This window comes from Nonomuraea purpurea (assembly GCF_042650645.1).
Taxonomy (GTDB): Bacteria; Actinomycetota; Actinomycetes; order Streptosporangiales; family Streptosporangiaceae; genus Nonomuraea; species Nonomuraea purpurea.
The window spans coordinates 248909-260912 of sequence record NZ_JBHSBI010000003.1 but is presented as its reverse complement, the minus strand read 5'-3'; the positions used below and the strand labels follow the sequence as shown (position 1 = coordinate 260912).

Sequence of the window (12004 nt, the reverse complement as noted above, 5' to 3'; positions counted from 1 at the left end):
CCCCACGATGCGCTGGGGAGGGCCTCAGCGGGCGGTGCGGGGCAGGGGCGGGGCTTGTTCGGTGGAGGAGGCCGTGGGGGCTTCGATGGCGATCGTGGCGGGCCCGCCGCCCGTGATCGGCAGCCCGCCCGTGACCGTGTACGTCCGCACGTCCGAAGCCGCCACCGTGAAGGCGGGGAAGGCGTTGCCGCCGGGGACCACGGAGGTCGAGACGTAGTCGCCGACCATCGGCCCCTGGGCGCTGGCGACCAGCCGATCCAGCGCCATCGGCCCCTGGATCTCCACGGGCTCCGACCAACTGGCCCCGCCGTTGGCCGAGGAGGTGTAGCCGACCGTGAGCCGGCAGGTGGCGGCCGTGCAGGTGGCGGACGGGTAGCGGTAGTAGGCCAGCGCGAGCCGCGCCGTGCCGAGCGAGGAGGACCGGTCCACGCCGAGGCCGGGGATGAAGTGGTCGCCCCCGTCGGAGGTGACCCGCGTGACGTAGCCCCAGGCGCTCCCGCCGGCGGAGGTGCTCATCACGATGTCGTTGGCGCCGCAGCCGAGCTGGAAGCGGCAGTCCTGCCACACGACGTACACGGTCCCCGAGGCGTCGACCTCGGCCGACGGCAGCGGCGCGGCCCGCAGCCCGCCCGCGACCGTGTGCCGCTGCACCCGCGAGACCAGCACCGTCGGGCCCCAGGTCGCCCCGCCGTCATGGGAGCGGAAGGAGCGGATCTCATCGGCGTTGCTCAGGTACGCCACCACGACCGTGCCGTCGGGCCGCACCACCGGCTGCCCGCCCAGCCCGGTGGCGGAGGTGCCGGTGACGTTCCAGGTCAGGCCGCCGTCGGCAGAGCGGGCGACCTTGACGGCGTTCCCGGCGGCGTGGTCGTCGAAGGTGGCGTAGCAGGTGCCGTGGAAGGGGCTGCCGGAGTCGTTGTCGCAGACGATCCAGCTCTTGTCCAGGTCGCCGCCGACCGCCGGGGCGGTCGTGACGGGCTCGCCCCAGGTGCGGCCCCCGTCGGCCGAACGGCTGGTCAGCACCGCCGCCCCGGTGAGGTCGTCGAGCGCCAGCGAGGAGATCAGCCAGACTCCGTGCCGGACGTCGTAGGCCACCGACGGGTCGCTGACCCGCTGGTACGGCCCGCCGCCCGCCACGGTGATCCCCGGCAGCACGCCCCTGCTCCACGTGGCGCCGTTGTCGGAGGAGGTCGCGAACGTGATGCCGGCCGCTCCTCCGTCGGCGAAGCGCCTGGCCTGCTGCGCCGAGACGATCGTGGTGCCCCAGTGGAAGGTGTCGGCGCCGGCCTGCGTGCCGCGCCGGCCGGCGCCGCCGGTGAACGGGTCGGCCCCGATCTCGGTCAGCGGCACGCTCGCGGCCGCCGGGGCGGAGGTCAGGAGCAGGAACGCGGCTATGACAACCGGAAGGACGACGAACCCGCCGATTCCTCGGCGCCTTGCGGGGGATGGCACCATCAACCTCCGTCTGGCGTGTCAATTCCAGATGGCACCTTTCGTCAAACTTTGTCAACCTTTGGAAGAAAAGTCCGGTCTCAGTGTTCCGCGTGGACGATGTCGCGGTGGATGCGCGCCAGGGGCACGCCGCCGTCGTTCCGCAGGCGGCTGACCGTCTCGTTGACCATGCCTGAAGGGCCGCACACGTACACCTCGTGCTCGGTCCAGGAGTGGAAACGCTGGGCGACCTCGGGCAGGTCGCCGCGCATCCCGTCGTAGGACGGCTGGTGCGAGACCACGGGCAGCACCCGCAGCCACGGGAAGGACGACTCCATCCTGATCAGGTCGGGCAGGTCGTACAGCTCCGCGGCGGTGCGGGCGCCGTACAGCAGGTGGATGTTGGGACGGCGGCCGGAGGCGATGACGGACTCGATGATCGCCTTCAGCGGCGCCAGGCCGGTGCCGCCGGCCACGCACAGCACGTCGCGCGTGCTGTTCTCGCACGGCGTCATCGTGCCCATCGGCGGCCCCACCAGGAGCGTGTCGCCGATGCGGGTGTGCCCGATCAGCGAGGTCGACACCCAGCCGCCCGGCACCGAGCGCACGTGCAGCCTGATCGTGTTGTCGGGGCGCGGCGCGTTCGCGATCGAGAACGTCCGCCACACGCGCGGCCAGCGGGCGGTCTGCACGTTGACGTACTGCCCCGCCGTGTACGGCAGCCGCTGCGCGGGCCGCAGGGTCAGGACCGCGATGTCGCGGTGGCGCCGCTCGTGGTCGATCACCTCGGCCGGCCACCAGGCCGGCGAGACCCCCGAGTCGGACTCGGCCGAGGCGATCATCAGGTTGGCGGCCGCCGTGTACGCCGCCACCCAGGCCGCCTCGATCTCGTGGTTCCACACGTCGGCGGCGAAACGGCGGATCGTGGCGAGCAGGGCGTTGCCGACCGCCGTGTAGTGCTCGGCGATCACGCCGTACTTGCGGTGGTCGCGGCCGAGCTGGCCCAGATAGGCCGTCAGGCTGCCGGGGCTGTCCAGGCTCCACACGATCCGGGTCAGCGCGCTGAACAGCCGGTCTCGCTGGACGTCCATGGCCGGCGGGAACATGCCCCGCAGGTGCGGGCTCTCGGCGAACAGCCGGCCGTAGAAGTAGGCCGTGGCCTGGTCGGCCAGCGGCTCGACGACGGAGAAGCTCTCCTTCACCAGGCGCGGATTCAACGACATTTATGCAACCCCACCCTTGGACCGGAAACGCATTCCGGTCTTGTCGTTCACCTCCCTGACGGCTCCGGGTCGTGAACGCACGGCGGGCCCCGGCACATCCGTTGCGCTCGAAAGTGAGTGTTACACCACCGATGACGCGCCACAACCGATTCCCGCCAATACGGTGCGAAGCAGAACTATCAGTAGTCGCATCGTTATTTTCCGCACCCGGCTGCCGCGCCCTTTCGGACAGCAAATGTGAAAATCAATGACATTCGTCTTTGCCGGATATGTCGGCAGGCCGATCCCGCCGCGACCCGTTCACCTTCCGGCCATGTCGGCGTACCATCCGGCCATGGCAGTCCTGCATCCCAGGCGGGTGGCCTGGGAAGGCGCTCGAACCTTCGTGAGCGCCGCGAACACGGACGCCTACTGGTGGCTCAGCGACACCGTCGGCCACTACCTGGGGATCATGTACCAGCTCCAGCTCTGCGAGACGCGCCTGCGCCTGCAGGCCGAGTCCGAGGCCGTCTACGCCGAGGCGGGCGCGTGGCGGGCCCGCCTGGACGAGCTCCTCGACACCCACCCCGCCACCGCCGCCATCCTCACCCAGCTCATCGACGAAACCGTCGCCCGCCTGCCCTCATAAGTCGGGGCGATCTTTGATAGGGGTGACATATCGGAAAGACTGTGCGCCATGATGGGGCGTATGGCTGTCACCTGGCCGGGCTGACGGCAGCATGAACTCCACCATGCCCCTGGAGATCGCATGTCCCGACCGCTGATCGGCATCACCGCCTACCTCGAGGCCGCCCGCTGGAGCGACTTCGTCCGCGAGGCCGTGCTCTCGCCTCCCTCCTACGCCAAGGCGGTCGGCAGGGCGGGAGGTGCGCCCGTGGTCCTGCCGCCGATCGGCCTGCCCGCCATCGAGGACTACGTGCGCGGCCTGGGGGGTGTGGTGCTGGCGGGCGGCGCGGAGCTGGGGGCCGGCACCTACGGCGCCGAGCAGGACCAGCGCGTCCCCGAGCCGCAGATGCGCCGCGACAAGTTCGAGCTGGCCCTGGCCAGGGCCGCCGTACGCGCCGACGTGCCGATCCTGGCCATCGGCAGGGGCATGCACGTGCTCAACGTCGCCCAGGGCGGCACGCTCATCCCCTGGCTGCCCGATGTGCTCGACAACGAGCGCCACAGCGAGCCCGGCACGCCCCACGCCATCCAGGTCAGCGTCTCCAGCAAGCTCGGCAAGGCCGTGGGCGACCGGGTCGAGGTCACCGCGCCGCACCACCAGTCCGTACGCCGCCTCGGCAGCGGCCTGCTGGCCGTGGCCTGGGCCGAGGACCAGATCGTCGAGGGCATCGAACTGCAGGGGCACCGGTTCGGCGTGGGCATCCAGTGGCACCCGGAGCGCCAGGGTGACGACCGGATCTTCGACGCGTTCGTCGAAGCGGCCCGATAGGCTCCGACCATGCCGCTGCACCCGCAGGCCCGGGCCTACCTCGCCGCCAACGCGCACGACGAGGAGAGCGACTACGACGCGATCACGCTGGAGGAGATCCAGCAGGCCCGCGTGCGGGACCCCGACGCCGGCCACCGCGGCGCGCCGACCAAGCTCCCTTACGTCCGCGACGAGCGGGCCGAGGGCGTGCCCATCCGCATCTACCGCGCCGACCCCGGCGACGGCCGGCTGCCCGTCGTGGTCTTCTTCCACGGCGGCGGCTGGGTCTACGGCGGCGTCAAACACAGCGACGCGCTCGGCCGCGACCTGGCCATCCGCACCGGCGCCGTGGTGGTGTCCGCCGGCTACCGCCTGGCCCCCGAACATGCCTTCCCCGCCGCCGCCGACGACGCCTGGACGGTTGTTCGCGACATCTTCGCCAGGCCCGCCTTCTACCAGAGCGACGGGAACGTCGCGGTCTGCGGCGAGGGCGCCGGCGGCAACCTGGCGGCCGTCGTGGCCTGGCAGGCACGCGACGCCGGCCTGCGGCTGGCCCACCAGGCCCTCATCTTCCCGGTGCTCGACCTGGCCATGGACACCCCCAGCCACCGGGAGTTCGCCAAGGGCTACGCGCTTGGGGCCAAGGACATGGCCTGGTCCGCCCGCCAGTACGCCGGCGACGCCGACCGCGCCGACCCCCGGCTGTCCCCGCTGCGCCTGGCCGACGTCACGGGGCTGGCGCCCGCGACCGTGGTGACGGCCGAATACGACGTGCTCAGAGACGAGGGTGAAGCCTACGTCGCCCGCCTGGCCCGGGCGGGCGTGCCCGCGGAGAGCCGCAGGTTCGAGGGCGCGGTGCACGGCTTCGTGGGCCTGCCCGGCCTGTTCGACCAGGCCGTCGAGGCCCGCGAATACGTCGCGGAGCGGCTGCGGGAGTCGCTGTGACGTACACGAAACTCAAGATCGACACGCCCGCCGAGGGCGTGCTGAGGGTCACGATCAGCCGGCCGGGCAGGCTCAACGCCGTCGACATGGCCGGCCACCGCGAGCTCGCCGAGATCTGGCGCGACGCCGACCGCGACGACTCCGTCAAAGCGGTGATCGTCAGGGGAGAGGGCGAGGCGTTCTCGGCCGGCGGCGACCTGTCCATGATCGAGGAGATGACCCGCGACCACGCCACCAGGCTGCGCGTGTTCGCCGAGGCCCGCGACATCGTCTACAACGTCCTCAACTGCTCCAAGCCGATCGTCTCTGCCATCCAGGGCCCGGCCGTCGGAGCGGGGCTGGCGGTCGCGCTGCTGGCCGACATCTCCGTCGCCGGCCGCACCGCGCGGATCATCGACGGGCACACCAGGCTCGGCGTCGCGGCCGGCGACCACGCCGCGATCGTCTGGCCGCTGCTGTGCGGCCTGGCCAAGGCCAAATACCACCTGCTGCTGTGCGAGCCCGTCACCGGCGAGCAGGCCGAGCGGATGGGCCTGGTCAGCCTCTGCGTGGACGACGACCAGGTGCACGACAAGGCCATGGAGATCGCCGTCAGGCTCGCCGAAGGCGCGCAGGAGGCGATCAGGCTCACCAAATACTCGCTGAACAACTGGCTGCGCCTGGCCGGCCCGACCTTCGACGCCTCGCTGGCCATGGAGTTCCTCGGCTTCACAGGACCCGACGTGGCCGAGGGCGTACGGGCTCTGCGCGACAAGCGGCCCCCCTCGTTCGGCTGAGGCGTGTGCTTCCCCCCGCCCGGGGTAGTCGCAGGTCGAGAAGGCGACGGCGTGTCACCGAGAGCAAAGCCCGGTTCGCCGAGGCCGAGAACGCCGCCCCGGATGACCGAACCGAGGCACGCCGGCCGGCGGGGGCGCCCGCGGGCCCTGAGGGAGCGGAGGAGGCGAGCACCGTTCACGCCGAAGCCGTGACGCCCCGCGGATAGCCGCGGGGCGGGTCCGGCACCTGCGTCGCGAGGGGGTTGAGCACGAGCTCCCCGGCGGTCAGCAGGTGCGGCCTTCCCGGCCCGTCAGGGAGCGCCTCAGGGACGGGGACGGCGGGCGTGGAAGACGAAGGCCGGGGGAGTGTTGCGCCACACCGTACGCCCCGGCACGACCTCCTCGAACCGCTCCGCCAGCAGCGCGCGGAAGCGCCGGGCCGAGCTGAGCGGAATGGCGTGGATGTAGGAGAACGTCGTGAAAGCCGCTCCCTGCCCCATCGCCGCCGCGACCGCGTCCAGCAGCTCATGCTGCACCTTCTGCGGGAACGCGGCCCACGGCAGGCCGCTCACCACCACGTCGGCCTGCCGCAGCCCGCGCTCGGACAGCAGCTCGCCCACCCGCGCCGCGTCGGCGTGCGCCACGTCCACGGTGGGGAAACGCTCCGACAGCAGCCGCGCCATCGGCTCGTTGACCTCCACCGCCAGATGGTGGCCGCGCCCGCCCAGCCGCTGCTGGATCTCGGAAGTGAACGATCCCGTGCCGGGGCCGAGCTCCACCACCGTCGGCTCGCCCCGCTCGGGCACCGGAGCGCAGACCGCCGCGGCCAGCCGCCGCGAGCTGGGCGCCAGCGCCCCGATCGTGGTGGGGGCGCGCAGGAACTGGCCGAGGAAAAGTGCGGTGTCGTTGGACATGCCCTGAACTTAGGGGTCGGATCTGTCCTGATCGCTCCCCCGTCCGGGCGGAACTCCGGCCACTTGGAGGAGGCGGAGTCCTCCGCGCGGAGGATCAGCCGTTCACCCGCCATCGATACCTTGTGTGCATGCGTTGGCGTGGTGTGCCGTTGGATGTCCTGCTCGCGGCCTCAGGGGTGAGCCTGGACCTGCTGACGACGGCGCACGTGGGCGACACCAAATACCTGTCGGCCGAGTGGAACATCCCCATGGCGCTGCTGGTGGGCCTGCCCATGGGGCTGGTCCGGCGCCGGCCCGTGGCCGTCACCCTCTACCTGGCCCTCTGCCTGGGCCTGACCGATCAGCTCGGCTCCTTCACCTCCAACACCGCCCAGATCCTCGTGTGCGTGGCGCTCGGCGTGGCCGGATACCGGGCGAGCTGGCGGGCCAACCTGGCCGGGATCGCCGCCACCATCGTCGCCACCTCGATCAACATCGCCGACCCCGGCATCCCGCTCACCCTCAACGCCGTGATCTACTCCTTCCTCCTGCCGATCTTCCCGGCGGTGCTCGGCGCCTACCTGCGCAGCTCCGCGGGCCCCCTGGAGGAACGCGACGTCACGCCCGACGCGCTGCTGGCCGCGGGCGGCGTGGCGATCACCGTGCTCAGCACGTGGACCTCCTGGCATTCGGGCACCCAGCCCGTCTGGGTCGTCGGCCTGCTGGCCGTGGTGGGCGGCCTGTCGCTGGGCATCGCCCGCCGCCTGCCCGGCCTGGTCTTCCTGCTGCAGGGCGTGCTGCTGGTCTCGGCCGACACCTACCTGAACGTCGCCGTCAACACCTGCGTGATCCTCACCCTGATCGCGATCGGCGTGTTCGCGATGCGGGTGATGTCCTGGCCCTGGACCGTGGCCGCCTACGCCGCAGGCTGCATGCTGACCGCCATCGCCGTCGTCGGCGACGACACCGAGGTCACCCCGTTCCGCGTCGGCATCCTCATGACGCTGGTGGCCACCCCCATCGCCATCGGCCGCTACCTCGGCATGAAACAGGCCGCCGCCGCCTCAGAACGGCTGCGCGCCGAGGAGGCCGCCAGAGCCGCCGTCGCCCAGGTGCGCGCCGACCAGCTCGCCGAACGCGAACGCATCGCCCGCGACGTGCACGACATCGTGGCCCACCACGTCGGCGCCATGGTGCTGCGCGCCAGCGCCGCCCGCTACACCGCCCCCGACGGCCCCGTCGCCGACGCCCTCAACGACATCCGCGAGACGGGCCACCAAGTGCTGCAGGACCTGCGCGACCTGCTCGACCTGCTCCGCGACCCAGAACGCCAGCCCGACCTGCTGGCCAACCCCGCCGACGTGGTACGCGAGTCCGCGGAACGCATGACCGCCGCGGGCCTCGTCGTCGACCTCGACCTCGACCCCGCCAGCGACTCCGCCCCGCTCACCGCCCGCGCCTCCGCGGCCAGAATCGTCCAGGAAGGACTCACCAACGTGCTCAAACACGCCGGGCCCGGCACCCGGGTCCGCGTCGCCGTCACCCCCTTGGACGACGGGCTGTCCGTGGAGATCCGCAACGGCCGCCCGCCCACCGCCATCGAACGCCTGCCGTCCTCCGGGCGCGGCCTGGCCGGCATGCGCGAGCGCGTACGCGCCCTCGGCGGCACCCTCACCGCCGGCCCCGACGGCGAGGGCGGCTGGCTGCTGGCCGCCAGCCTGCCCGCCAGGAGCCCCGCATGATCCGCGTCCTGGTGGCCGACGACCAGGCGCTCGTCCGCGCGGGCGTGCGCATGCTGCTGCAGGCCACCGGCGACATGGAGGTCGTGGGCGAGGCCGAGGACGGCGCCGAGGCCGTCCGCATGGCCGAACGCCACCTGCCCGACGTGATCCTCATGGACCTGCGCATGCCCAGGGTCGACGGGCTGGAGGCGATCAAGCGCGTGCTCGCCGCCCGTCCCGGCACCAGGATCGTGGTGCTGACCACCTTCGCCGAGGACGCCAACGTCTACGCCTCCCTGCGCGCCGGGGCCGTCGGCTTCCTGGTCAAGGACGACGACCCGGAGCGCATGGTCGACGCCGTGCGCAGGGCGGCGGCCGGGGAACAACTCCTGGCGCCGTCGGTGCTGCGCCGGGTCGTGGAGCGGTTCCTGGCGGCCGAGGAGCAGGCCGCCTCGCCCGCGCCTCCCGGGCTGACCGAGCGCGAACTGGAGGTGCTCGCGCTGGTCGGTACCGGGCTGTCGAACGCCGAGATCGCCGAAGAACTGCACGTCGGCGTCACCACGGTCAAGACCCACATCGCGGCGGCCATGGAGAAACTGGGGCTGCGCAACCGGATCCAGGCGGCGGTGGTGGCCCACCGCACGGGCCTGGTGGACGCCTCCTTCCGCCCGGTCCGCCCACACCGAGGCCAGTCAGCGGGCTGACAGCCCCGGCCGACCGCCCACCCTCACGGGCGTCTTCACGGCCGACCGGGTCCGTCTTCGTGGGTCTTGTACGGCTGAACGGGTCCGTCGCGTGGCGGACCCGGGTCATCCCGCAGGGTGATGACCGGCCGGCTGCTCCGCCCCGACCATGTGGTCCTTCCGAACCATCCCATCCAGGAAAGGATCACCATGTCGGAAACCCTCACCTCACCCCGGGCCCCCAGAACCGGCGACCAGGTCCCGTCCGGCCTCCTGTACGCCCTGCGGGTCGCCGTCGTCGCCCAGGCCGCCGCGCTGCTCGTGGCCGCCTCGCTCGCCGGGCAGGCGGTCGCCGCCGGTGACGCCGAGAGCCACGTCATGGCCGGCATGGTCGTCCACCTCGTGGCCCTCGTCCAGATCGTCCTGGCGGTCCTGGTGTGGCGGCCGGGGCGCGGGGCGGGCTGGCCCGCACTGGCCGGCGTGGCGCTGTTCGTCGTCGGGCTCGCCCAGCACGTCACCTGGCTCTGGCTGGGGACCCACGTGCCCACCGGGGTGATCCTGTTCGGCCTCATCGTCGCGGTGCTGATCTGGGCCTGGTCACCGTCGGCCGCCCGCCGCCGCTAAGGTCGGAGATGTGTATGTGAAGATCTGCGGGTTGAGCGAGCCCGAGCACGTCGCCGTGGCCGTCGAGGCGGGTGCCGACGCCATCGGGTTCGTCATGACCCGGAGCCCCCGCCAGGTGACGCCCGAGCGGGCGGCGGAGCTGGCCGCCCTCGTGCCCGGCCACGTGCTGACGGTCGGGGTGTTCAGGGGCGAGGATCCTGAGACGGTGCGGGCGGCGGCGCTGGTGTCCGGGGTGCGGGCCGTCCAGCTCCACGGCAAACACCCGCATGAGGACTTCACCGCGCTCAAAGACCTCGGCCGCCGCCTGGTCAGGGCCGTCGACGCGGCGGCCGATCTGCGGTGCGGCGCCTACGACGAGGACCTGCTGCTCGTCGACGCCCCGCACGCCGGGTCCGGCCGGCCGTGGGACTGGGCCGCCGTCCGAGGCCGCCCGTCGGGGCACTGGATGCTGGCGGGCGGCCTCGACCCGTCGAACGTGACCGAGGCGATCGCCGCCGCCGACCCCTGGGGGGTGGACGTGTCCAGCGGAGTGGAGACGTCCCCGGGAGCGAAGGACTCCGCGCTCATCGCCGCGTTCCTCACGGCGGTGCGGAGTGAGCGCTGATCTGGGCCGGGCGCTCGGCTTCCTGCACGACTTCGCCCGGCGCAGGGCACCCGTGGAGGTGGCGGTCCCCGGTGGGTTCGCGGTGCTCGACGAGCGCTATCCGGGCTCGCACGACGACAACAAGCTGATCGTCCCCTCCTGGGACGGGACGGACTCCGAAGCCGCGTCGATCCTTCTGAAGGCCGCCGACGAGGTGCTGGCCGCGCGGGAGCACCGGCTGGTCTGCGTGGACGACGACCGGATCGGCACGGCGCTCGCCCCCGCCTTCGCGGCGGCCGGCTACACCCACGAGACCAACCTGATCATGGCCCACCGCGGCGCACCCCCACCCTCGCCCTCGTCTCCACCTTCGTCTCCGCCTTCGCCCTCGCCTTCGTCTCCACCTTCCGCTTCGTCTCTGCCTTCGTCTCCACCTTCTCGGGCTGAGCGGTTGGAGCTTGCGGAATTGTTGCCCGTGTTACGGCGCGACTGGCGGCACACGCTGCCGGAGGCGTCTGACGAGGTCGTCGACGGCCTGGCCCGGCGCGTCGAGGCCCGCCTCCTCGGGGCCGACACGGTGAGCTTCCACGGAGTCCGCGCCCCGGACGGCCAGATCGCCGCCAGGGCCGACCTGTACGCGCACGGAGGCGTGGCCCAGATCGAGGGCGTCTTCACCGCTGCCGCCTACCGAGGCCAAGGGCACGCCCGGACGCTCATGACCGCCCTGCTCGCCGAGGTGGCCGGGGCCGAGCTGGTCTTCCTGGTGGCCGACGCCGACGACTGGCCCAAAGACTTCTACGGCCGCCTCGGCTTCCACCTCCTCGGCCGCACCCACTCCTTCCTCCGCACCTGATCCCTCAGCCCCATCCACCACTCTCGGGCCGGTGCACTGTCCTCGATCCGCACGCCGGCCCACCACGTCTCTCATGGCCTTGCGCCGCGCCGGACCGGCTGGGCCCGGCCCGCGCTGCCTGCCGAGCCCGGCCCTCGTGTCTGGCCCTCATGTCCGGCCCGTCAGGTGCCGGGTGCGATGGTCGGGGTTTGGCGAAGGGGCGGGGGAGTTCGGTGGTGTCGGGTTTTTGTGGTGTGGGGCGGGCAGGTGACCGGGGGTCGCTGCGTTGCAGGCCCCACGCAGTAGGGTCTGCTGCGTGAGCGAAACTTCCGCCGAGGACCGGATCTGGACGGTTCCCAACCTGCTGAGCTTCCTGCGCCTCCTGGGCGTCCCCGTGTTCCTCTGGCTGGTTCTCGGGCCCAAGGCGGACGGCTGGGCCATCGGCGTTCTGGCGGTGGCGGGTTTCACGGACTGGCTCGACGGGAAGATCGCTCGCGCTTTCAACCAGACGAGCAAGCTGGGCCGGGTCATCGACCCCGCCGCGGACAAGCTGTACGTCTTCGCCACCATTTTCGCGCTGCTGCTACGCGACGTGATCCCGTGGTGGCTGGTCGTGGTGATTCTCGGGAGAGAACTCTTCGTCGCGAGTTTTTTTCCTGTACTTCGCAAACACGGCTACAGGGCACTTCAAGTGCATTATCTGGGCAAGGCTGCCATGTTCAACCTCATGTACGCCTTCCCTCTCCTCTTCCTTGCCTCCCACTCTGGGTGGTATGCCGATATAGCCCGAATTGTCGGGTGGGCATTCGCGCTCTGGGGAACGGGCCTGTACTGGTGGGCGGGGGTGCTGTATGCGGTACAGGTGCGCCAACTCGTAACCTCGGCCAAAAAGGAGTGATC

The 12004-nt window shown here is 71.8% G+C and carries 13 protein-coding genes; 10 read left to right on the top strand and 3 right to left on the bottom strand.

What is annotated here, in order from left to right; all coding sequences use genetic code 11:
- Positions 1-24: 24 nt before the first annotated feature.
- Both ACFOY2_RS07695 and ACFOY2_RS07690 read right to left on the bottom strand, forming a co-directional pair.
- Positions 25-1455 (bottom strand): sialidase family protein, encoded by a 1431-nt coding sequence (locus ACFOY2_RS07695; protein ID WP_379527228.1) that lies wholly within the window; start codon positions 1453-1455, stop codon positions 25-27.
- Positions 1456-1532: 77 nt separating this feature from the next.
- The gene (locus tag ACFOY2_RS07690; RefSeq protein WP_379527227.1) at positions 1533-2654 is read right to left on the bottom strand and encodes a globin domain-containing protein; all 1122 of its coding nucleotides are present in this window, start codon (positions 2652-2654) and stop codon (positions 1533-1535) included.
- Positions 2655-2988: 334 nt separating this feature from the next.
- Here ACFOY2_RS07690 and ACFOY2_RS07685 point away from each other — a divergent pair, with 334 nt between their 5' ends.
- The 4 genes from ACFOY2_RS07685 to ACFOY2_RS07670 all read left to right on the top strand — a co-directional run bounded on the left by ACFOY2_RS07685 (position 2989) and on the right by ACFOY2_RS07670 (position 5789).
- On the top strand, positions 2989-3282 hold the full coding sequence (locus tag ACFOY2_RS07685) for a hypothetical protein (protein ID WP_379527226.1): 294 nt from the start codon (positions 2989-2991) through the stop codon (positions 3280-3282).
- Between the two features lie 120 nt (positions 3283-3402).
- Positions 3403-4089: a gamma-glutamyl-gamma-aminobutyrate hydrolase family protein gene (locus ACFOY2_RS07680; protein ID WP_379527225.1), complete on the top strand. Its 687-nt coding sequence runs from the start codon at positions 3403-3405 to the stop codon at positions 4087-4089.
- A gap of 9 nt (positions 4090-4098) precedes the next feature.
- Positions 4099-5013, top strand: coding sequence for an alpha/beta hydrolase (locus tag ACFOY2_RS07675; RefSeq protein WP_379527224.1), 915 nt, complete (start codon positions 4099-4101; stop codon positions 5011-5013).
- On the top strand, positions 5010-5789 hold the full coding sequence (locus ACFOY2_RS07670) for an enoyl-CoA hydratase/isomerase family protein (RefSeq protein WP_379527223.1): 780 nt from the start codon (positions 5010-5012) through the stop codon (positions 5787-5789). Before ACFOY2_RS07675 ends, ACFOY2_RS07670 begins: the two co-directional genes overlap by 4 nt.
- A gap of 302 nt (positions 5790-6091) precedes the next feature.
- Here ACFOY2_RS07670 and ACFOY2_RS07665 read toward each other — a convergent pair whose 3' ends face one another.
- Positions 6092-6682 carry a class I SAM-dependent methyltransferase gene (locus tag ACFOY2_RS07665; protein ID WP_379527222.1) on the bottom strand — a complete coding sequence of 197 codons (591 nt, stop codon included), beginning with the start codon at positions 6680-6682 and terminating at the stop codon, positions 6092-6094.
- Positions 6683-6810: 128 nt separating this feature from the next.
- On the opposite strand from ACFOY2_RS07665, the gene ACFOY2_RS07660 reads away from it, so the two are divergent.
- The 6 genes from ACFOY2_RS07660 to ACFOY2_RS07635 all read left to right on the top strand — a co-directional run bounded on the left by ACFOY2_RS07660 (position 6811) and on the right by ACFOY2_RS07635 (position 12002).
- On the top strand, positions 6811-8403 hold the full coding sequence (locus tag ACFOY2_RS07660; RefSeq protein ID WP_379527221.1) for a sensor histidine kinase: 1593 nt from the start codon (positions 6811-6813) through the stop codon (positions 8401-8403).
- Complete coding sequence (locus ACFOY2_RS07655) at positions 8400-9086, top strand: response regulator transcription factor (RefSeq protein WP_357821592.1); 687 nt, start codon at positions 8400-8402, stop codon at positions 9084-9086. Before ACFOY2_RS07660 ends, ACFOY2_RS07655 begins: the two co-directional genes overlap by 4 nt.
- A gap of 189 nt (positions 9087-9275) precedes the next feature.
- Positions 9276-9689 carry a hypothetical protein gene (locus ACFOY2_RS07650; RefSeq protein WP_379527220.1) on the top strand — a complete coding sequence of 138 codons (414 nt, stop codon included), beginning with the start codon at positions 9276-9278 and terminating at the stop codon, positions 9687-9689.
- A gap of 10 nt (positions 9690-9699) precedes the next feature.
- The gene (locus tag ACFOY2_RS07645) at positions 9700-10293 is read left to right on the top strand and encodes a phosphoribosylanthranilate isomerase (RefSeq protein ID WP_379527219.1); all 594 of its coding nucleotides are present in this window, start codon (positions 9700-9702) and stop codon (positions 10291-10293) included.
- On the top strand, positions 10283-11125 hold the full coding sequence (locus ACFOY2_RS07640) for a GNAT family N-acetyltransferase (RefSeq protein WP_379527218.1): 843 nt from the start codon (positions 10283-10285) through the stop codon (positions 11123-11125). The genes ACFOY2_RS07645 and ACFOY2_RS07640 overlap by 11 nt, the downstream gene beginning before the upstream one ends.
- A 295-nt stretch (positions 11126-11420) precedes the next feature.
- Positions 11421-12002 (top strand): CDP-alcohol phosphatidyltransferase family protein, encoded by a 582-nt coding sequence (locus ACFOY2_RS07635; protein ID WP_357821600.1) that lies wholly within the window; start codon positions 11421-11423, stop codon positions 12000-12002.
- The last annotated feature ends 2 nt before the right edge of the window (positions 12003-12004 follow it).